Annotated in this window: 16 protein-coding genes; 14 read left to right on the plus strand and 2 right to left on the minus strand. The window is 40.9% G+C overall.

Translation table 11 applies throughout. The features are described 5' to 3' along the window. Positions 1-4: 4 nt before the first annotated feature. Both LG307_RS05475 and LG307_RS05480 read left to right on the plus strand, forming a co-directional pair. Positions 5-895: a DMT family transporter gene (locus LG307_RS05475; protein WP_404448814.1), complete on the plus strand. Its 891-nt coding sequence runs from the start codon at positions 5-7 to the stop codon at positions 893-895. A gap of 141 nt (positions 896-1,036) precedes the next feature. Further along, positions 1,037-2,296: an ATP-binding protein gene (locus tag LG307_RS05480; RefSeq protein ID WP_404448816.1), complete on the plus strand. Its 1,260-nt coding sequence runs from the start codon at positions 1,037-1,039 to the stop codon at positions 2,294-2,296. Positions 2,297-2,354: 58 nt separating this feature from the next. Here LG307_RS05480 and LG307_RS05485 read toward each other — a convergent pair whose 3' ends face one another. Then, on the minus strand, positions 2,355-3,950 hold the full coding sequence (locus LG307_RS05485) for a glutathione ABC transporter substrate-binding protein (protein ID WP_404448818.1): 1,596 nt from the start codon (positions 3,948-3,950) through the stop codon (positions 2,355-2,357). A gap of 373 nt (positions 3,951-4,323) precedes the next feature. On the opposite strand from LG307_RS05485, the gene LG307_RS05490 reads away from it, so the two are divergent. The 12 genes from LG307_RS05490 (at position 4,324) to LG307_RS05545 (ending at position 20,818) form a co-directional block, all read left to right on the plus strand. Next, a complete protein-coding gene (locus LG307_RS05490) occupies positions 4,324-5,223 on the plus strand; it encodes an ABC transporter permease (RefSeq protein ID WP_404448819.1) in 900 nt (299 codons plus the stop codon). A 21-nt stretch (positions 5,224-5,244) separates the two neighbouring features. Continuing rightward, positions 5,245-6,171: an ABC transporter permease gene (locus LG307_RS05495; RefSeq protein WP_404448821.1), complete on the plus strand. Its 927-nt coding sequence runs from the start codon at positions 5,245-5,247 to the stop codon at positions 6,169-6,171. Positions 6,172-6,187: 16 nt separating this feature from the next. Further along, positions 6,188-7,210 carry an ABC transporter ATP-binding protein gene (locus tag LG307_RS05500; protein WP_404448822.1) on the plus strand — a complete coding sequence of 341 codons (1,023 nt, stop codon included), beginning with the start codon at positions 6,188-6,190 and terminating at the stop codon, positions 7,208-7,210. Beyond that, positions 7,203-8,216 carry an ABC transporter ATP-binding protein gene (locus tag LG307_RS05505; protein ID WP_404448824.1) on the plus strand — a complete coding sequence of 338 codons (1,014 nt, stop codon included), beginning with the start codon at positions 7,203-7,205 and terminating at the stop codon, positions 8,214-8,216. The genes LG307_RS05500 and LG307_RS05505 overlap by 8 nt, the downstream gene beginning before the upstream one ends. Positions 8,217-8,720: 504 nt before the next feature. Next, positions 8,721-10,355: a glutathione ABC transporter substrate-binding protein gene (locus LG307_RS05510; protein WP_404448826.1), complete on the plus strand. Its 1,635-nt coding sequence runs from the start codon at positions 8,721-8,723 to the stop codon at positions 10,353-10,355. Between the two features lie 258 nt (positions 10,356-10,613). Beyond that, the gene (gene nikB, locus LG307_RS05515) at positions 10,614-11,537 is read left to right on the plus strand and encodes a nickel ABC transporter permease (RefSeq protein WP_404448827.1); all 924 of its coding nucleotides are present in this window, start codon (positions 10,614-10,616) and stop codon (positions 11,535-11,537) included. Between the two features lie 19 nt (positions 11,538-11,556). Further along, entirely contained in the window at positions 11,557-13,113 is a 1,557-nt protein-coding gene (locus LG307_RS05520) for an ABC transporter permease (protein WP_404448829.1), read from the plus strand. Positions 13,114-13,128: 15 nt separating this feature from the next. Continuing rightward, the gene (locus LG307_RS05525; protein ID WP_404448831.1) at positions 13,129-14,112 is read left to right on the plus strand and encodes an ABC transporter ATP-binding protein; all 984 of its coding nucleotides are present in this window, start codon (positions 13,129-13,131) and stop codon (positions 14,110-14,112) included. Continuing rightward, positions 14,109-15,128 carry an ABC transporter ATP-binding protein gene (locus LG307_RS05530; RefSeq protein ID WP_404448833.1) on the plus strand — a complete coding sequence of 340 codons (1,020 nt, stop codon included), beginning with the start codon at positions 14,109-14,111 and terminating at the stop codon, positions 15,126-15,128. The genes LG307_RS05525 and LG307_RS05530 overlap by 4 nt, the downstream gene beginning before the upstream one ends. After that, the gene (locus tag LG307_RS05535) at positions 15,101-17,482 is read left to right on the plus strand and encodes a cyanophycinase (RefSeq protein ID WP_404448834.1); all 2,382 of its coding nucleotides are present in this window, start codon (positions 15,101-15,103) and stop codon (positions 17,480-17,482) included. Before LG307_RS05530 ends, LG307_RS05535 begins: the two co-directional genes overlap by 28 nt. Before the next feature lie 27 nt (positions 17,483-17,509). Beyond that, complete coding sequence (gene iadA, locus LG307_RS05540) at positions 17,510-18,679, plus strand: beta-aspartyl-peptidase (RefSeq protein ID WP_404448837.1); 1,170 nt, start codon at positions 17,510-17,512, stop codon at positions 18,677-18,679. A 63-nt stretch (positions 18,680-18,742) separates the two neighbouring features. After that, on the plus strand, positions 18,743-20,818 hold the full coding sequence (locus LG307_RS05545) for a sigma-54 interaction domain-containing protein (protein WP_404448839.1): 2,076 nt from the start codon (positions 18,743-18,745) through the stop codon (positions 20,816-20,818). A gap of 39 nt (positions 20,819-20,857) precedes the next feature. Here LG307_RS05545 and LG307_RS05550 read toward each other — a convergent pair whose 3' ends face one another. After that, on the minus strand, positions 20,858-21,040 hold the full coding sequence (locus LG307_RS05550; protein WP_148980504.1) for a hypothetical protein: 183 nt from the start codon (positions 21,038-21,040) through the stop codon (positions 20,858-20,860). Positions 21,041-21,085: the final 45 nt, after the last annotated feature.

Raw genomic sequence — 21,085 nt, forward strand, 5'->3', positions numbered from 1 at the left:
GAAGATGGCAAAAGCATATAGTTTATTATTGTTTTGTGTTCTAGTCTGGGGAAGTAACTTTGTAATCGGGAAGCTATTATTAGAAAGTTTTTCCCCTGGCTTTACTACATTTGCTCGGTTCTTAGCCATCGTTCTTGCTTTGTATTTATACGGGAAGTGGAAAGGGATTTCTTTTCATTTTCCTAAATTGTTCAAAAAGGATTTACTTATTTTTGTTTTGTTAAGTACTATCGGCGTTTTTATTAATCAATGGAGCTTCTTTATAGGATTACAACACGCGGACTCAACTTCTGCAGCAGTAATACTGGCCATGACACCTTTGATAACTTGTATCCTTGCTGCCATTTTCCTTCACGAAGTCTTTACGAAAAATATGGCAATCGGTTTGTTTGTTGCTGCAATTGGAGTATTTATCGTGGTCGGTACTGGGTATGATGGAACCTTGTTAAAGATCGAAAAAGGGTTATGGTGGATTGCACTTACTATGGTGACATTCTCCATATTAATTATACTAACAAGATTATTGTCTAAAAAAATGGAGGCATTCTCCCTTACCCTTTACTCTAATGTCCTTGCTTTCATACTTTCCATTCCGTTTGCTGTATTAGAGCAGGAAAAAACGGTGACTGGAGATCCTGGACCATGGATTCTACTAATAGTTACGGCCATTATTGTCCATGGTTTCTGTAACCTTATATGGAACAATCAAATAAGGTACATAAATGCATCGAAAGCATCTACTTTAACTAACCTAGAGCCATTTGTGGCGATGATTTTAGGTTTCATTCTCCTTAGTAAACCTATACTTGTAACTCAAGTATTAGGAGCAACTTTTATTGTTTGTGGTGTTATTATATCTAATAAGAAGAGAGTTACAGAATATACAGTTACTTAACTTAAATAACATACTTTTCGCATAATATAACCAGCCGAGAGGGCTGGTTTTTCCAATGGGACAAAAGGAGGAATAGATGGTACTGAAAGCGAAGTATTAATTATCAAAAATTAGTCATTTCTTGTTGGTAGGAGCGTTGGTATGTTTGAAAATGTTGGGCATGTCTTATATCATGTTTTAATTATTTTGTTTCCCATTTTATTTTATTATCAGTTTTTAAATAAAGGTGCATTAGGGTTAACGGAAAAAGTAAATTATAGATTTTTGTTTATTATGTTGATTATGGTCATTTGTACGATGTCTCTTCCAATCGAAGTAACAGATGGGTCTTATTATGATCAAAAGCTTATACCTGTCATTTTGTCGTTTTTGTATGGTGGGTTGTTAACAGGAATTGTAGTCGTGGTGTCCATGCTTTATTATTTATACATTATCGGTGACAGCAATATAATGGTTATGGTGATAAATTACTTTATTGTATCGGCAATTCTAATGATATTCCGGAATAGATATTCAAATTTGAGCTTAAAAAAGAAAATCTCAATCATTTCTTTCTTATTTTTGATGATTACATCAACCAGGGCAATCCGATTATTTTACTTAAATGAGGAAAATCAGATTTTTCTAAATGTGCTTGTTTCCATCATAACCTGGATTTCTTTAGTAACGGCTATTATGATTATTGAAAATTTGAATATGCAAATGCAACTGCAACATGAATTGCAACGGTCGGAAAAATTAAAAGTGGTAAGTGAGCTTGCGGCATCTGTAGCTCATGAGGTCAGGAATCCAATGACATCCACCCGGGGGTTTCTTCAGTTGATGAGTCAGGATACAAACTTAAATAACACACAAAAGAAGTATATCGATATTTCTATTGAAGAACTGGACCGTGCGCAATCCATCATCCAAGATTATCTTTCCTTGGCAAAACCAAATAAGCAGGGAACAGATAGGATAAACTTATCAGTAGAAGTGGAATTTGTCATTCAGCTAATGTCGACATACACAGCAATTCACAATACGACCATCAGGCATCAAATTGAACCCAATCTGTACATCAAGGCAAACAGAGATGAAATGAAACAAGTATTGATCAATTTAATTAAAAATGCGATCGAAGCTGTAAAAAAGGGTGGGGTAATTGATGTAAATGTCTCGACGGATGGAAGTTCTGTAATCGTAGAGATAATAGATGACGGCGTAGGGATGACCCAAAAGCAAATTGATAGATTGGGAACACCGTTTTATTCTACCAAGGATAAAGGAACAGGCATAGGTCTGACCATTTCTTTTCAAATTATTGAATTGTTGCAAGGGAAAATAGAAGTGCAAAGTGAGGTGGGGAAGGGGACGACGTTTACCATTAAACTTCCGGCGGATACTAGTGTAAGCAACTAGTTTGTTTTTTGTATAACAAAAAACCCCCCGACTATCACTAGTCGAGGGTCATTTTTGATTATTTAAGCTTCACACCGTGGAAGTAAGGAGTACCACTGAAGTCTACGAATAGACCAGTTGCACCGTTTGTTCCGTAGATGAAGTCAGGATGTTGCAAGTAAACCATTGGAGCTTCGTCTACAAGAATTTCAGAGATTTCTTTGTACGCTTCGTCACGCTTAGCTTGATCAGTCTCAGAACGAGCTAGGTCAAGTAACTCATCCACGCGGTCGTTTGCGTAGAATGAACGGTTACCAGGAGCACCGAATGCAGAAGAGTGGAATAAAGCGTATAAACCGTAGTCAGCGTCAGCTGTTACAGTAGTCCAACCTAAGATGAATAGTTCGTGCTCGCCAGCGCCAGTCTTCTCTAGGAAAGCACCCCATTCGATTGTTTCGATGTTAACTTTGATTCCGATTTGGCTTAACTGATCTTGAGCAAGTAATGCGATATCCGCACGCTCTTTAGATCCTTCGTTTACATATAATGTTGTTTCAAAACCATCTTCAAAACCAGCTTCAGCAAGTAAAGCTTTTGCAGCTTCTACGTCATAATCAAGTGGCTTAAGATCTTGGTAGTTACCAACAACTGTAGGAGCAAGTGGTCCTACTGCAGGTACACCTTGACCGTCAAGGATACCGTCAACGATATCATTTTTGTTGATAGCCATAGAGATTGCTTGACGAACTTCTTTAATGTTGAATGGTTCTTTTTGCATGTTGAATCCTAAGTAGTCCATACGAGTACCGCGAACACGAGTTAATTCGATTCCAGCACTTTCCATACCTTCTACACGAGTTACATCGGAAGCACCTACTTGAATTACATGAGCTTCACCAGCTTCAAGTTGGGCTACACGAGTAGCTTGTTCAGCATTTACTACGAATTTAATAGAGTCAAGAGCAGGAGCTCCATTCCAGTAGTTTTCGTTTTTGTTCAATACGATTTCAGCACCACGGTTCCAAGATCCAAATACGAAAGGACCAGTACCTACTGGGTTTTCGTCTACTTTCTTACCACCACTGTTTTCTTCTTCAATAGCAGAAGGAGCGATGATAGATCCAGCATTATGTGCTAAGTGAGCCGGTAGTGGAGCGAAAGGCTTTTCTGTTTTGAACTGTACTGTGTAGTCGTCTACTACCACTACTTCTTTAATCATGTTAAGTACTACTGCACGTGGAGAGGCAAATTCAGGATCGATGATACGCTCGATCGTCATTTTTACAGCATCTGCAGTGAAGTCTGTTCCGTCATGGAATTTAACGTCATCGCGAAGTTTGAATTCCCAAGTAGTCTCATCGATAGCTTCCCAAGATTCAGCCAAAGAAGGAACTACATTACCGTCTGCTTCATATGCAGTTAAACGGTCGAATAATTGAGTTGTTACGTTTGTTGTTGCAGTATCGTTCATTCCGTGTGGATCAAGTGTAGGAGCGTCAGATGAAACAACATATACTAATTCTCCGCCTTCTTGACCTTCAACTTCTTCACCATCGCCAGAACCGGCATTAGTGTTTCCGTTTGTTGGTGTGCTGCTGTTTCCGCCACTACATGCCGAAAGAACTAGCATAAGTGAAAGCAGAAGCATGAAAAACACATTCTTTTTAGCTTTCATGTAAAATTACCCCCCTGAAGATTTGGTTTGTGTTACAAAACTGTAATCAATGGATAAGCCTTGATTGCTTATTATCATAATTCAAAAACTGAAAATTCACAAGAGTTGTTTTACAAGAAATTTTAACAAATTTATTATTTTTGTAATAATTGTAGGGAAAAAGCATCTTAATATTACGTTTTTGTTAATTTTTTCATGTATATAATGAAAGGTATTTCCTTGGAAAAAATCTATTAGTCAAAAAATTAAGTATGCTAAGACTCTTTAAAACTATTGTAATATTACGAATTAGTAGCTATTATAGAATCTAGTTATGTTGAATATTTAGAAATATTAAGTTTGTTACAAAGAGATGAAGGGATGAGAAGAGCGTATGGATCAACCACAACCACAAACGACAGCAGGAATTCCAGTTAGTATAGAACATACCAAATCGGTTCGTTGGAAAACATTCTATAAGAAACTGGCCAAAAATAAAGCTGCCATGGCAGGCGCCTTTATTATTATATTTGTTATTTTAATGGGGATATTTGCCCCCCTACTTGCAACACATGACCCAGATACGACTAATGTAATGAATAAGCTTAAGCCACCTTCTGCTGAAAATTACTTAGGTACCGATGATCTAGGAAGAGATATTTTCAGTCGTTTGCTATTTGGAGCAAGAATATCATTAGGAATTGGATTTGTTTCTACTATACTAGGAGCGATTGTCGGGGTAACCCTAGGAATTGTATCTGGTTACTACGGCAGATGGATTGATTCCCTAATTATGAGAATCTGTGACGTATTATTGGCTTTCCCGGGAATCCTTCTTGCTTTGGCAATCGTAAGTGTTCTTGGCGCAAGTACACAAAATGTTATTATTGCTGTTGCCTTTTATGCAGTACCATCATTCGCGAGGATTGTTCGGGGATCTACACTTAGTGTAAGAAAACTGGAATACATTGATGCGATCAAGGCAATGGGAGCGAAAGACTTCAGAATTATTTTTAAACACATCTTACCGAATATTATGTCGCCAATTATTGTACAAGCAACGCTATATATTGCTTCTGCCATTATTACAGCAAGTGCCCTTTCCTTCTTGGGAATGGGGACAAGACCACCTACTGCAGAGTGGGGTGCGATGTTGAGTCAAGGGCGTTCTTATATTGCGCAGGCTCCTCATATTACGCTATTTCCTGGTCTTGTCATCTTGTTGGTGGTTATCGGATTCAACTTGATGGGTGACGGACTTCGAGATGCGTTAGATCCGAAAGCGAAAAAATAATGGAGAAGAAGGTGAACTAACATGTTTATATATATCATTCGAAGACTTTTCCAAACGATACCGGTTATGTTTGGTGTAACGTTGGCAGTATTTTTGATGATGCACTTAATTCCTGGGGATGCAGCCCAAATTATGGCTGGTGAACAGGCTAACCCGGAACAGATTGAAGCAATGCGTGAAAAATTAGGATTAAATGATCCGTTATATGTTCAGTATTTCAGCTATATTGGAAATGCGATTCAAGGAGATTTAGGAACTTCCATCCGTACGAATCGGGATGTAACTTCAGAAATTTTCACAAGCAGATTCTGGATAACAGTGGAGTTGGCGATTTGGGGAACCATTCTGTCCGTTATTCTTGGATTGATTGCAGGTATTGTATCTGCTACGAGAAAGTATACTTTTGCTGATACTTCATTAATGATTGTGGCGTTGTTTGGTATTTCCATGCCTAACTTCTGGCTTGGCATCATGCTTATTTATTTCTTCTCCGTTAATTTAGGTGTCTTGCCTGTCGCAGGCTGGGGAAATGATTGGAAGCAAATGATCTTGCCGGTCATTACACTTGGTACTGGTGGGGCTGCCATTATTGCTCGTATGACTCGTTCTAGTATGTTGGACGTTATCGATCAGGATTACATCCGTACGGCTTATGCAAAAGGTGTAAGTGATAGATTGGTTATCTATAAACATGCACTGCGCAATGCGTTAATCCCGGTTGTAACAGTAGTAGGTCTACAATTTGGTGGATTGCTTGGCGGAGCGGTAATTACAGAAACAGTTTTTGCGATTAACGGATTAGGACGTTTAATTATCAGTTCGATTACAATGCGTGACTTCCCAATGGTTCAGGGGACAATTCTTGTATGTACGATCTTGTTCGTATTTGTAAACTTCCTAGTGGATATCACATACCGTTTAATTAACAAACGTATAGATCTTAACTAAAAGGACGGTGAAGAAAATGACAACTTCAAAGAACGATAAAATATTAGAAGTTAAAGGGTTACGCACTTCCTTCTTTACAGATGAAGGCGAAGTAAAAGCCGTTGATGGTGTGGACTTTTCCATAGAAAAAGGAAAAACGCTAGGTATTGTTGGGGAGTCCGGCTCCGGTAAAAGTATTACCTCCCTATCTATCCTACGTCTTCTTCAAGAGCCTGTTGGTAGAGTAGTAGGCGGCGAAGTTATTTTTAAAGGGGAAAACCTTTTAGATAAATCAAAAAAACAGATGATGCAGATTCGCGGAAACAATGTATCGATGATTTTCCAAGAACCAATGACATCACTGAACCCAACATTGACCTGTGGAGAGCAGATTGCGGAATCGGTTCGTATTCACCAGAAGCTTAGTCGCAAAGCTGCATGGGTAAAAGCGGTGGATATGTTACGTCTGGTTGGAATTCCTTCTCCTGAAAAACGTGCAAAGCAATATCCGTTTGAGCTTTCAGGAGGAATGCGTCAGCGTGTGATGATCGCGATTGCACTAGCTTGTAATCCGGAGTTATTGATTGCCGATGAGCCGACTACGGCATTGGATGTGACCATTCAAGCACAGATCCTGGATTTAATGAAAAAATTGCAAGAAGAACTTGGGACGTCGCTGATGTTGATTACCCATGACCTTGGTGTCGTTGCGGAGATGTGTGATAAGGTTGCGGTCATGTATTGTGGAAAAGTGGTGGAATATGCAGATGTTCAAACCATTTTCTCAAGCCCGAAACACCCGTACACGGTTGGTCTGTTAAACTCTGTTCCAAAGCATGATCAGGATGTGGAAGGGGATCTATCTGTTATTCAGGGATCTGTGCCAAGTCCATTCAACCTGCCACAAGGTTGCCGTTTTGCGCCACGCTGTCCACATGCGAAGGACATTTGCCACAGCAGCCTGCCGGACTTAAAGGAAACAGAAGACGGCGATCAGGTTCGTTGCTGGATTTATTCAGATAAGTGGGAAGATGAGGAGGTTGCTGCTAGCCATGAGTAATCAAACATTATTAGAAGTGAAAAACCTTAAACAATACTTTCCTATTAAAGGTGGAATCTTCGGAAGAACGGTTAACCATGTCAAGGCAGTAGACGACATCAGTTTTACCGTCAAGGAAGGGGAAACAGTCAGTATCGTAGGAGAATCCGGTTGCGGAAAATCCACGACAGGCCGTGCGATCCTGCGCCTGGATAATCCTTATTCCGGTGAAGTTAGCTTCCAAGGTGAAGATTTACTTGCATTAAGCAAGTCTCAAATGAGGAAAAAACGTAAGGATCTACAAATTATTTTCCAAGATCCGTATGCATCCTTGAACCCTCGTCAGACAGTAAGTGACATTTTAGAGGAAGCACTGGAAATCCAAAACGTAGTGCCTCGTAAAGACCGTCGTAAAAAGATAGTTGAATTGCTCGAGACTGTTGGGATTGGTGCCCATCAGGTTGACCGTCATCCGCATGAATTCAGTGGAGGACAACGTCAGCGTATTGGTATTGCACGTGCATTATCGGTTGATCCAAAGCTGATCGTATGTGACGAAGCAGTATCAGCATTGGACGTATCCATTCAAGCACAGGTACTGAATCTATTAAAAAAATTACAACGCGAATTTAATCTGACGTATCTTTTCATTTCCCATGACCTTGGTGTTGTGCGTCATATTTCTGATAGAATCATTGTTATGTATTTGGGTAAAATTGTAGAAATTGCGGACAAGGACGCGCTTTTTGCGAATCCGCAGCATCCTTATACAAAAGCGTTATTATCTGCGATTCCAAGTACGGACCTTGGCAAGAAGAAAGAGCGTATCATCTTAAAAGGTGATGTTCCTTCTCCAATCGATCCTCCTGCAGGCTGCCGTTTCCATACGCGCTGCCCATATGCGTTCGACCGATGCAGAACGGAAGAGCCTAAGCTCCATGGAATTCCGGGTGTCAACCAGCAATCTGCTTGCCACCTTGTGGAAGATGGAGCAGTTGACTTCTCGCAGTTGAAGACGAATTATTAATATGTTTTTGAAGGGCCACTCTCAGCGGTTGTTGGGGGTGGTTTTTTTTGTTGTTTATGAAAGTTGAGATAAGGGGGAAGTGTTTGAAAGAAATGAAACGCAAAATGGTGGTTGGAGTTGAAATTCGCGAGTCATAGGGGGGGAATGAAACGCAAAATGGTGGTTGGAGTTGAAATTCGCGAGTCATAGGGGGGAATGAAACGCAAAATGATGGATGAAGTTGAAATTCACGTGTCATAGGAATTGTATTAAGCCCGCAATCGTTAATCCCGTAACCATTTTGTTTGAATGAAATACCCCAATAACAACCAAAAAACCACCCGTCAACCTAATAACACCCATAAACAACCTGATTGAAATAATCAAAACAATTTTCCCCTCAAAACAACCTCAAAACTACATCTTAAAATACAATTTTTTAGAATATTTAATTTTTGGCACACTTCTTGCATCTACCAATATCGAGAGTAAAAACATAATTCGAAAAAGGGGAGAATCAACCGTATGCAAAGGCAATTACGAAAAAAGAGTAGAGCAAAGTGGATGACGCAGTATTTATTGATTTTCTGTCTGCTGTTTCTTGCAGCGTGTAGTTCGAACACAACTAGCAATAACAGTACCAATAATCAATCAGAACAAAACACCAATGAAAATAATACAGAAGAAACAGCGGAAGCAAACGGAGAGTTAACAGTCGGGATAGAAGCAGAACCAACATCCTTGGATCCATTCAACTCCACAGATGGTAACTCTGCAACTGTTCAAAGTACGATGTTTGAGGGGTTCCTCCGTTTTGATGAAAAGATGAACCTTATTCCTGTACTTGCTACGGAATACAACTTTAATGAAGATGCAACGGAAATTACTTTCACCCTGCAACAAGGTGTTAAATTCCATGATGGCACAGATTTCAATGCAGAAGTGGCAAAAGAGAATCTAGACTTTGTTCGTGATGCTGAAAACGGTTTGGCACGTGCTTCCTTCTTTTCTTTTATCAGTGAAGTGACAGTAAATGATGAATACAGCATTACGATCAAATCGGAAGAGCCGAACTCTGCGATGGCTTCTTATATGGCGCATTCTTCTTCTTCTTTTAAATCACCAGAAGAACTTAAAAAGAAGAAGGAAAATCCCGACTATAATCTTGACCGTAACCCTGTTGGAACTGGACCGTTTAAATTTCAAGAATGGAAAGACAGTGAACAGATTGTTGTGACAAAGAATGAAAATTATTGGAATGCCCTAGAAGAGCCGAAAGTGGACAGCATCACTTTCTTGCCGATTGTGGAGGCCAGTACTCGTGTCAATAAGCTGAAAACAGGAGAGGTAGATGTTATTTTCCCTATTCCGACACTTAATGCTAAAGAGCTTGAGCAAGAAGAAAACGTTGATTTATATGTAGGCTCTTCTACGAACGTTTTCTATATCGGAATTAATTTTAAAGAAGAGAAATACAACGATCTAAAAGTTCGTCAAGCGATGAACCATGCTGTGGATAAAGATGGACTTATTGCGCAAATTGCGGATGGTTATGCACAAGTGGCTGATTCCGCTATTGCTCCTGCTGTTTATGGTTACGCAGGGCAAAGTGTGTATGAACATGATAAGGTACTAGCCAAGGAACTACTTAAAGAAGCTGGAATGGAAGAAGGGTTCAAGGCAACTTTGTGGACAAGAAATACAACAGAATTTGTTTCTGTTGCTGAGTATGTGGCTATTCAATTGAAGGAAATTGGTATTGATGTGGAAGTACAAGCATTTGAGAGTGGTACATTATTTGAAATGCTGGATGCAGGGGAGGAGACGGACCTTTGGATCGGACGTTGGTCACCGGGAACAGGGGAAGCGGATTATGGTTTACGACCAAACTTTGCTTCTGACCGTGTGCCACCTAACTTCAATAACTCAGGCTTTTATATAAATGAGGAATTAGACGGTCTGTTTAACGATGCTCTTCGCACGCCAGACCAAGATCAAGCCCTATCCATATATGCAGATATCCAAATGAAAATTTATGAGGATGCTCCGTGGGTGTTCTTGCATATTCCAGATACCATCATTGCAAAAGGGAAAGATGTGAATGGTATCTATGTTCTCCCTTCAGGTGGAGTACATCTTAATTTAGTAGAAAAACAATAATAGAAAATGGGCTCATAGGAACCGAAAAACCTATGAGTCTACTCTTTATAAGATTCTGTTTTCGTATACTTTGATGCTGTTTCGTATATTCAAATCAACCGTTATATTACTTACTGTCATGCTCTTTTCCCTGGTGTACTAAGAATACTACTTGCAACTCCTAGAGTATGTAAGCAGTAAAAAGTCCAACTGCCGACTTTTTACAAGTGAATAACAACAAACTTTGAGAAAAGAGCCTTATAAGAAGAGGTGAACCGCATGATTCAATTTGCAGTCAGAAGAATTATTGGCATGATTCCAATTTTATTCATTATAACGATTATTGCTTTCTTATTTGTTCATTTAACTCCAGGGGATCCGATCCGCATCATGTACGGGGCGGAATTAGATCAGGAAACATACCACACCCTGAGAGCGAAGGAAGGGTTCGATCAACCGCTCATTGTCCAGTATGGAACCTATATGTACAACATGTTGGTGAACGGGGACTTTGGTTCCTCATACCGGACAAAAACGGAAGTGTCTTCTGAAATCGTAAGGCGCTTTGGTTTTACTTTTACATTGACGATGCTTGCGATGTTCTGGGCGATTCTTATTGGAATTTTTGTGGGAATCATTTCCGCTACAAAAAGAAATACCGTCTGGGACCGACTTGGGATGGTTTCGGCAATTACAGCGCTTAGTGTGCCTGAATTTTGGTTCGGACTGATGGTCATGCAAATATTCGCTGTGCAGCTGGGATGGTTTCCGACAAGTGGGAGCGGAACATTCGCTCACATTTTCCTCCCATCCATTACTTTAGGATTTGGGGTAGCTGCTACCATTGTAAGATTTACAAGGTCCAGTGTTCTTGAGGTAATGCGAGAGGATTATGTCAGGACGGCCAGAGCGAAGGGGCAAAAGGAATCCGTTGTAGTCTGGAGTCATGTTCTAAGAAACGCCCTCATCCCGGTTGTGACCATGACTGGTCTTCAGTTTGGATTTCTCATCGGGGGAGCGGTAGTGGTGGAGCAAGTATTTGCTTGGCCGGGGTTAGGTTCTTATCTTGTTGACTCCATTCTAGCAAGGGACTATCCGGTCATTCAGGCACTGATTTTACTATTCTCTTTTCAGTTTCTAATAGTCAATCTATTAGTAGATATTAGTTACGGGTTTTTGAACCCACAGATTAGATACGATTAATAGTAAAGGAGACAAATCTATGAGCAAAAAAATACACACGTATTCTCCTTTCAAGGTATTTCTTCATAAATTCATCAAACAGCGATTTGCTTTTGCTGCTTTTATCATTGTAGCCTTCATTGTGCTTGTTGGTGTTTTCGGTTCTTGGATTGCGCCATTTGATCCGTATCGCCCTGTTACCTTGCAATATGAAGAAAAAGGGATTGATTCCGAAAATTTAACAAGCCAAAAAGTTGGAGTGAAAGGTGTTTTAAGTGATGGAAGCACTATTATGGGTGCTGAATTGATGAATGTGAAGGTTGAAAGTGAAGATAGAAGAATTGCTTCTATTAGAAGAATGACAGATGGCGTGACAATTACAGCGAATACTTCTGGAGCTACCAACGCATTCATTGAGAGTGAGGGAGTGCGGTCGCTTGTTGGGGTAAATGTATCAAGCGATACAAAAGCTCTGGAGCCGAGCATTATTAGAATAGAGGCAGACCAGCCAACTACGGTGATGAATAGTGGGGATAGATATTCAGTTAATGTTAAGGCAATTCTTTCCGATGGTACCTCTATCAACGGATTAGATGAAATAAATGCTTTCTTGTTGGATGGACAAGAGGAAAAGCAAAGTGCAAAAAAAGGCAACGGTTTTGTGTCTTCAGGTAGTTCGGAGGAAAACGATGGGGGAGTTGAATTCCTGTCACTTGACGAGGGGCTTGCTACTGTATCTCCAGAAGGACTTGTTACGTTGAAAGGGCAAGGAGATGCGCTAGTTCAAGTTGTAGCGGGTACGGTGTCCACTGTCGTTCATTTACCAGTGGGGGTCCAAGAAATCACACCGAAGCTGGTATCTATCGTACCGGAAACAACAGAAGTAAGTTTAGTAGATATCTATAAACATCAACCGCCTTCCTCCCTTCATTTCTTTGGTACAGATCATCAGAACCGAGACATTTTCAGCAGAGTAGTACTGGGTACAAGAGAAACGCTTATCATTGGTTTCGTTTCGGTTGCCATTGGGGCCGTCATTGGAACAATGTTTGGGTTGATTGCTGGCTATTATGGAGGACGAGTAGATAGTTTAATCACCCGTTTCACTGATATTTTACTAGCATTCCCTGGGATATTACTTGCAATAGCCGTAATTGCTTTCCTTGGTGCAGGGCTCACGAATATCATTTTTGCGGTGGCGGTATTTACCATTCCTATCTTTATCCGTATTGTCCGGGGAAGTACGCTTGCGTTAAAAGAGATGACCTATGTGGAAGCAGCACAATCAATCGGTGTAAAAGATAGCGTGATTATCGTGAGGCATATTTTCCCTGGTACCTTGTCTGTGGTTATAGTTTATTTGACGATGCGTATTGGGGTTGCAATCTTGATTGGAGCAGCTCTGAGTTTCCTTGGATTAGGTGGAGACATCACCGCTCCAGAGTGGGGGTCTATGTTAAGTGCAGCTAAGGATAACAGTGGGAATGTGTTCCATCCGACGTTCTTTCCTGGACTGGCGATTGTTATTACTGTTTTGAGTTTTAATATTTTGGGAGATGGATTGCGGGATGCGCTTGATCCGAAGTTAAAAGAGTAGGAGGTGGCAACAGAGATGGAAAAAGTGCTTGAAATAAGAGATTTAGAGGTCAGTTTCAAAAGTGATGGCAAACAGGTGAAGGTGGTAAACGGAATTTCGTTTGACGTACACAAGGGAGAAACGCTTGGTATTGTAGGGGAATCTGGTTGTGGAAAAAGTGTCACGTCCCTATCTATCATGAGGCTCTTGCCCTCACCTCCAGGAAAGATAACAGGTGGCTCTATCCATTATCAAGGAGAAAATCTGTTGGAAAAGAAAGAAAGGGACATGCGAAAAATAAGAGGTAACGAGATCTCCATGATTTTTCAAGAACCGATGACATCCCTTAACCCTGTATTTACGATTGGGAAGCAATTGGACGAAGTGTTGCTTTTACATAATGACATTACAAAAAAAGCAGCACGAGAGCGATCGATAGACATGTTGAAACTTGTTGGAATTCCCCGTGCAGAACAAATATATGAATCATATCCATTTGAGCTTTCGGGCGGAATGCGTCAGCGGGTGATGATTGCGATGGGGCTTGCTTGTCAACCAAATTTATTAATTGCGGACGAACCGACAACAGCTCTTGATGTAACGATTCAGGCGCAGATTCTCCATTTGATGAAAGAGTTGAAAGAGAAAACCGATACAGCCATCATGCTGATCACCCATGACCTTGGGGTAATTGCTGAAATGTGCGACAGGGTGATAGTCATGTATGCAGGAGAAATCGTGGAGGAGACGGATGTAGATACCCTGTTCAATAATCCGAAGCACCCTTATACGATTGGACTTCTACAGTCGATTCCAAAGCTTGGAGAAAAACGGGACCGGCTGCGTTCTATCCCGGGACAGGTACCATTGGCGGGGACAATTACCAATGGATGCCGTTTTGCTGATCGTTGCAGTAAGACGATTCCATTGTGCAGGGAAGAAGACCCGGAGCTATTTGAAGTGAAAAATGGCCATTCCTGCCGGTGTTGGCTTCATGCAGACAGGAGTGTGACAGTATGAGTAAACCGTTGTTAGAAGTGAAAGACCTTAAGATATATTTTCCTATAAAAAAAGGGATAAGACAAAAGGTTGCTTCTTATGTCAAAGCAGTTGACGGTGTTTCTTTTACGATAAATGAAGGAGAAACGCTTGGGTTGGTGGGAGAGTCCGGTTGTGGGAAATCGACAACAGGCAGAGGAGTTGCCAAGCTTCTGAAGACGACAGAAGGTAAGGTGCTTTTCCAAGGAGAGAGCTTACAGGAGCTCTCAGTTAAAGAGATGCGAAGCAGACGAAAAGATATGCAGCTCGTCTTCCAAGATCCATATGCATCCCTTAACCCTCGGCTGACTGTGGAGCAAATTTTGGCTGAGCCCTTAAAAGCACATGGTGTGGAGAGAAGCAGAAGGCGTAAGCTGATGGAAGATATCATGGAGGTATGCGGTCTGAATAAAAACTACCTTCACCGTTATGCGCATGAATTTTCTGGAGGTCAAAGACAACGGATAGGAATTGCCCGGGCACTTATTTTAAAGCCGAAATTAATTATCGCCGATGAACCCGTCGCTGCCCTTGATGTATCCATCCAAGCACAAATCTTGAATCTATTAAAAGATTTGCAGGAAGGATTCGGGCTGACCTATTTATTCATCTCCCACGATTTAAGTGTTGTTCAACATCTATGTAATCGGGTGGCAGTGATGTATTTAGGAAGAATCGTAGAAATAGGAGAAGCGGATAAGATCTTTGAGAAAAGGCTACACCCTTATACCGAATCATTGATTGATGCCATTCCTATTTCCAACCCGAGGGAGCGGAAGGAAAGAATTATTCTTCAAGGTGACGTGCCTTCCCCGGTAGACCCGCCCAAAGGTTGTGCGTTTGTAGGGAGATGTCCTAAAGTGATGGCGCATTGTCATACCGAACGCCCTGAGTTAATGGAACACTCGGATGGTCACTATGTCGCCTGTCACTTATATTCTCTGGAAAATAAAACAATGGAGGTATCCTCATGCTCAGAGAGCAGTGGAAACGTTTAACGAAGATGCTTGCTGTTTTGCTATGTGGTGCTTTATTATTTCCTGCAACAAGCGGTTATGCAAAACCATCCCATGTCCATGATACAGCTTTGAAGGAATTGCTGGTGCATAACGGACAGCTTGAAGGTGATTTTAGTGCGGATTTAAAAGAGTATGTGGTGAAAACGAATGAAGACAAACTGATGTTGTCGATTGCACCTGTAGCTGTTAATGCCAAGGTGGCAGTAAATGGGGAAAGAGTGAACCATCGCAAAGTAGTGAAGGTAGATGTGCCATCAAGTAAGGAAAGGGTACAAATTGAAATTGCGACACCTAAGGGGATTAAGGATACTTACACTCTATTTGTTGAAAAAGGTCCGGATTATGATTTGAAAGATGTTACGCTGTTTCAAAATGGAGATGGTTCTGTCATTGAAGATTATCAGCTGGGGTTTCAAAAGGCTGAAGTGATGGATGGTGTAAAGGCGTATTTGATGTTCTATTCCAAAAAAGATTTTTACGAAGTTTGGGACTATATGACGGGATTGACAACGGAAAAAATAGAACAGCATTTGACCTCCCAGGAAGATGGAGAGAATAAGGATAAACTCTATAAAATATCCAATCTGAGCTACGCGGATGGAGTGGGAAATACCTTTCGATCAGGGCAGATAGATGTGATCACTGGAAAGCCTTTGAATGTAGGAGATTATCATGCATATGCAGCAACACTTGGAGAGGATGGAGTCTTGGGAATGACAGAGGCAGACCGAACCATCAGCATTAATCCTTACCCTACCGATGTAGAGCTGCAGGGTAGTGGAAAGGATATTGAGAATTATTCAGTAACTTTTGAACAAGCAGATGACGAAAATGTCACTCACTATTTCTTGTTTTACTCTACCAAAGGACTGACCAAACTCGTGGAGCCTCTTATTAGTGGAGGGGATGTAGAATTTCTCGAAGAATTACAACACGAAAATAGAGGAAAGTTACTATCACTAAATGAGATGGGAAATGAACCGGTGTCCTTTGCTCCTGATCAAAAACCGATTGAAGGGGACGCATTAGGAAATGAGTTGTATTATGCTTATGTGACAGCGGTTAGTGAAGAAGGCGCACTTGGATCCAGTAAATCTCTTAAGATGATCAATACAAACTCTATGCCTGTACCTTTGGAAACGATCGGGGACGGTGTAGGCACCTTGTTACCTGCTGGTGGTGCGACAGGTGAAACGGATGGATACTTTAACGCCATTCGGGAAGCATCCGGTGTCGAGCGTCCGAGAATCGCCATTTTTAATAGTTCCAGAGATTCGGTTGATATTGCATATGACCATTACCACCTTGATGACGGACCTTATAAAGCCCTAGAAACAGAGTTTAGGGATAAAGGCTTTGAGCCGGTTTATATCCCGTTGGCAGTAGATACCTTCGACTTTGTCGCATATGACGAGTATTTCGTTAATCTTGTGAAAAGCAGTCATGCTGTAATGCTACAAGGGGGAGACCAGATGAAGCATGCAAGGTCATTACTTGAAGATGATGGAACACCGACTCCTCTCTTGGAAGCGATCCAATATGTCCATGATAATGGCGGGGTGGTAGCTGGAACTAGTGCAGGTGCACATGTGATGAGCAACCCGATGTTTGGAGTGGGGAGAAGTTTTGAAGCATTAGTCATCAATAATACGGAAGTGAAAACTGTTACGGATGTTCCGCTGACTGGGTTTCTTGATCCAACCCTTAAGGATAATAATTTCCAGATTCCGGGACTTGGCCTCGTTGATAACATCCTGACCGATACACACTTTGATATGCGTGGTAGGCTTGGACGTTTGCTTGTCGCTATGCGCGATACAGGTCATGAAATAGGAGTGGGCTTGGATGAGGGGACTGCTCTTGAAATCAAAGGAGATATAGGAGAAGTAGTAGGGGAGAATGGTGTGTGGATCCTTGATGCAAGTGACGCAACCTTCAATGAAAAAGGCGCAGCACCAGGATTTAAAGTAGATGATGTCATTGTGCATCACTTGACTGAAGGGGATACGTTCAACATGGTGACGAAAGAAGTCATCCCTGCTGAGGATAAAAAGCAAGTGGAATTAAGTGACGTCACCCTATATCACAGCCATAATCTATTCGGCGGAGAGTATGAATCTACCAAATCCCTGCTCTCTTTTGCAAAAAGTTCAGAAAAAGAACAGGTGACCTTAGTAAAGAATAGTACATCTGACCCGGTTTTTGCGGTACAATGGGCAAAAGATGATGTTTCAAAATACTACCAAAGTGGTGATGAGTATATTCCTGATTCCTTAGCATCGTATAAAAAAGGAACGGTCATAAATATTAAATTATCGCTATGGGTTAAATAGGATGAAAAACTGAAGGAGACTTCTTACATGATTAAGTTATTGAAAAACGGAACTGTTTATAGTCCCGATTATCTAGGAAAAAAAGATATTCTGATTGTCGATAAGAGGATTGCGGCAATAGAGGATAGCATTCAATTTGAAGAGAGCGCTCATGTAGAAGTACTCGATGTCGCAGGCAAGTTAATTGTGCCTGGATTTATTGATAATCACGTTCATATCATGGGAGGCGGAGGTGAGGGTAGCTATCGGACGCGCACCCCTGAGCTTGTGCTGTCAGATGCCATTAAAGGTGGCATCACAACCCTTGTCGGTGTCATTGGAACAGATGGCACAACAAGGACGATGGCAAGTCTTGTAGCCAAAGCCAAAGCACTCAAAGAAGAGGGACTAAGCTGTTATATCCATACAGGCTCCTATCAAGTTCCTGTCAAAACGCTGACAGGAAAGATTGAAGATGATCTTATTTTAATCGAAGAGATTATTGGAGTGGGAGAAATAGCTATTGCTGATCACCGTTCTTCTCAACCTAATTATGAAGATATTGCAAAAATTGCTGCAGCTGCTCGGGTCGGCGGAATGCTTTCAGGTAAAGCAGGAATTGTAAATATGCATCTCGGGGACAGTGTAAGCAAACTTTCCATTTTACATGAGGTCATAGAAAAAACAGATATTCCAGTCCGTCAATTCTTACCCACACATATCAATCGCAACCGGGAGTTGTTTACGGAGGGAATTGAATATGCAAAAAAAGGTGGGTATGTGGACTTTACCACTTCTAGCATTGCCAAGTTTCTTGAACAGGGTGAAACGAAATGCAGTGTCGGCTTGAAAGAGATGCTAGATCAAGGTGTGCCAATTGGACAAATTACATTCTCTTCAGACGGCCAGGCAAGCTTGCCGGAATTTGATGAAAACGGCGAATTCATCGGCTTGCAATTAGGAAGGGTCACTTCCTTATATAAAGAAGTGAAAGATGCCATCATAGAGGAGGGCGTACTGCCTCAGGATGCATTAAAAGTTATCACAGAGAATCCGGCCAAAGTCCTGCGATTAGCCTCCAAGGGCTCGCTTGAAGTAGGAAAGGACGCCGATCTTGTTTTCTTAAATGAATCGTCTTTTGAAATAGATTCCGTCCTCGCACTTGGACAAAAAATGTTGTGGAATAAAAAACTGCTTGTAAAAGGAACATTCGAGTAAGCTATAATAGTAGAAAAACACTGTTGCTGAAAAGGACAGTGTTTTTCTATAGATGGAGGTGTGATGGAGTTGAGAATGAAAGCGAGGGAACTGACGCTGTTGGCCGGGTCTGAAGAAACGAGAAGAACCCTGGATAACCAATTAAATGAAATCATCGGTGATTTTATCCGAATACGCAGTTATTCTGTTGATGCCCACAAAGTAACAAAGGTACACAATCAACTTATTGTTTTATCCTCTCATCTAATAGAGGAAGAAGCCAAAGAATACATCGGAGACAATTGTACCGTTTTAGTAGCGAGACGCATCGTTAATTTTCTTAATATTGACAAAATATATAGTGTAGCAAGAGGCGAGAAAGTACTCTATGTGAACGATTTTCCGGAAACGGTTCAAGAAGCTATTTCATCATTTGAAATTCTTGGTATCAACCATCTTCAATTAATTCCTTATTTTCCTGGGAAAAAGGAAGAAGAAGAAATAAAAATCGCAATCACGCCTGGTGAACTGGACCTTGTTCCGCCATATGTAGAAGAAGTTATCAATATAGGTCCAAGGCTCATCGATATTACTACGATTATTACGATATTGAATAGATTAGGCCTTTTAGAAGAAAAGCAAGATCAAGTATCAAGCAAATACATAAGTACCATTACAAGATTGAGTAAAAGATTGGGAGACGCAAACCAGGAAGCCAATAAAATCAGTGATCACCTGAAAAAGGTCGTAAATGGAGTGAATGACGGGATACTGGCCATTAATCAGCTGGGAAGGATTACAGTCTATAATGAAATAATGGAGCGTTTCCTACGAATTCCAATGAAGAAAGCGGTCGACCGACATATTCGTGATGTGATTTCAGATCGCACCCTATATGATTTCATCATGAACAAACGAGAAGAAGAAGCAGACGGTTATTTTACCATCAACTCCATGAACTTTATGATTCATCGTTTTATGATAGATCCTCAAGGAACCATTGTCGTCACATTTAAGGATGCAAGTGAAACAATAGAAATGGAAAAGCAATTAAAGAGAGAGTTGGTCAAAAAAGGATTCTACGGGAAGTATCATTTCGGGGATATAGTAGGTGCTCATCCAGAATTACTTCGTACAAAAGAAATAGCCCGCAAGCTTGCCCAAACAGAATTGACCATTCTTATTCAAGGGGAAAGCGGTACAGGAAAAGAGTTGTTTGCCAGTTCCATTCATAATGCCTCTCCACGCAGCAAAGGACCTTTCCTTGCTGTGAATTTCAGTGCCCTCCCAGAAGACTTGGTGGAAAGTGAACTATTTGGTTATGAAGAAGGTGCGTTTTCAGGAGCGAAAAAAGGTGGAAGGAAAGGTCTGTTTGAACAGGCGAACGGAGGTACCATTTTCTTAGATGAAATAGGAGATATCAGCTTGAAGGTCCAGGCGAGACTACTTCGTGTGTTGCAAGAAAAAGAATTGCTTCGTATAGGAGGAAACAAAATCATCCCTATAGATGTTCGAGTAGTGGCCGCGACAAACAAAGATCTCCTTTCTTTAATAGAGGAGGGAAAGTTCAGAGAAGATTTGTACCATCGTTTAAAAGTCTTATTCTTACAGCTTCCTGCTCTTCGCAAGCGAAAGGAAGACATCGCACACCTCATTCATCACTTTATTCAACAAAGCGATCAACCATTAATTAAATTAGAAGTTGAAGTGTTGGAGAGGCTAAAAGAATATGAATGGTACGGAAATATACGTGAATTGAAAAATACTCTCGATTATATGCTCGCTGTGTGTGAAGAAAATACGATTAAGGTAGAAGATATACCGAATGAAGGGTTTTTCCAGCAGGCAAGAAAGAGCATAAAAGAAGTAGCCGCTACTCTGGAGTCAGCCGAACTTCCATTCATTCAACAAGAACTGAATGAAGAATTGAGCATTCTAGTAGAAATCATCTATCAGTTACAACGTACTGGTGAAACGGTCAGTCGGATGAAAATATCGGAAGCAACAAGAAGCGGTGGGAGATTCTTAACTGAGCAGCAAGTACGGTCAAGGCTTGAAACGTTAGAAAAAATGGGATTGATTGAGAAAAAGAGGGGGAGGCAAGGGACGAAGTTAACTGTATTCGGGGAAAAAGCTTTCCATATGAAAAAAAGGCAGTAAGTGGAATCATTCATCCACTTACTGCCTTTTTAAGTTGCTTTAGACGCCCATCTTTCTTCTTGTGTTGCTTGGCTTTTTCGTTTGTTGGCTTTTCATTTTCTGTGTCCCTTGTCCGCCATTGAAGTTTCCTTTGCCGCCAGCAGCCTGTTTCTTTTTGTTTTCCAATTGCTTTTTCATTGCTTCTTGCAAACTGATTTTCTTTGGTTCATTACTTTCTGTCATGTAGCTTCCTCCTAGTGGTCCATATTAGTAAATACAGTATAAACC

The organism is Sutcliffiella horikoshii (assembly GCF_044809035.1).
In the GTDB taxonomy this organism is placed as follows: Bacteria; Bacillota; Bacilli; order Bacillales; family Bacillaceae_I; genus Sutcliffiella_A; species Sutcliffiella_A horikoshii_G.

Excerpts from the sequence above, each read along its gene's own strand:
- LG307_RS05480 (WP_404448816.1), top strand. The coding sequence starts at position 1,037 with ATGTTTGAAAATGTTGGGCATGTCTTATATCATGTTTTAATTATTTTG.
- LG307_RS05485 (WP_404448818.1), bottom strand. The coding sequence starts at position 3,950 with ATGAAAGCTAAAAAGAATGTGTTTTTCATGCTTCTGCTTTCACTTATG.
- LG307_RS05525 (WP_404448831.1), top strand. The coding sequence starts at position 13,129 with ATGGAAAAAGTGCTTGAAATAAGAGATTTAGAGGTCAGTTTCAAAAGT.
- LG307_RS05500 (WP_404448822.1), top strand. The coding sequence starts at position 6,188 with ATGACAACTTCAAAGAACGATAAAATATTAGAAGTTAAAGGGTTACGC.
- LG307_RS05535 (WP_404448834.1), top strand. The coding sequence starts at position 15,101 with ATGCTCAGAGAGCAGTGGAAACGTTTAACGAAGATGCTTGCTGTTTTG.
- LG307_RS05510 (WP_404448826.1), top strand. The coding sequence starts at position 8,721 with ATGCAAAGGCAATTACGAAAAAAGAGTAGAGCAAAGTGGATGACGCAG.
- LG307_RS05530 (WP_404448833.1), top strand. The coding sequence starts at position 14,109 with ATGAGTAAACCGTTGTTAGAAGTGAAAGACCTTAAGATATATTTTCCT.
- LG307_RS05550 (WP_148980504.1), bottom strand. The coding sequence starts at position 21,040 with ATGACAGAAAGTAATGAACCAAAGAAAATCAGTTTGCAAGAAGCAATG.
- LG307_RS05505 (WP_404448824.1), top strand. The coding sequence starts at position 7,203 with ATGAGTAATCAAACATTATTAGAAGTGAAAAACCTTAAACAATACTTT.
- LG307_RS05545 (WP_404448839.1), top strand. The coding sequence starts at position 18,743 with ATGGAGTTGAGAATGAAAGCGAGGGAACTGACGCTGTTGGCCGGGTCT.
- LG307_RS05520 (WP_404448829.1), top strand. The coding sequence starts at position 11,557 with ATGAGCAAAAAAATACACACGTATTCTCCTTTCAAGGTATTTCTTCAT.
- LG307_RS05490 (WP_404448819.1), top strand. The coding sequence starts at position 4,324 with ATGGATCAACCACAACCACAAACGACAGCAGGAATTCCAGTTAGTATA.
- LG307_RS05495 (WP_404448821.1), top strand. The coding sequence starts at position 5,245 with ATGTTTATATATATCATTCGAAGACTTTTCCAAACGATACCGGTTATG.
- iadA (WP_404448837.1), top strand. The coding sequence starts at position 17,510 with ATGATTAAGTTATTGAAAAACGGAACTGTTTATAGTCCCGATTATCTA.
- nikB (WP_404448827.1), top strand. The coding sequence starts at position 10,614 with ATGATTCAATTTGCAGTCAGAAGAATTATTGGCATGATTCCAATTTTA.
- LG307_RS05475 (WP_404448814.1), top strand. The coding sequence starts at position 5 with ATGGCAAAAGCATATAGTTTATTATTGTTTTGTGTTCTAGTCTGGGGA.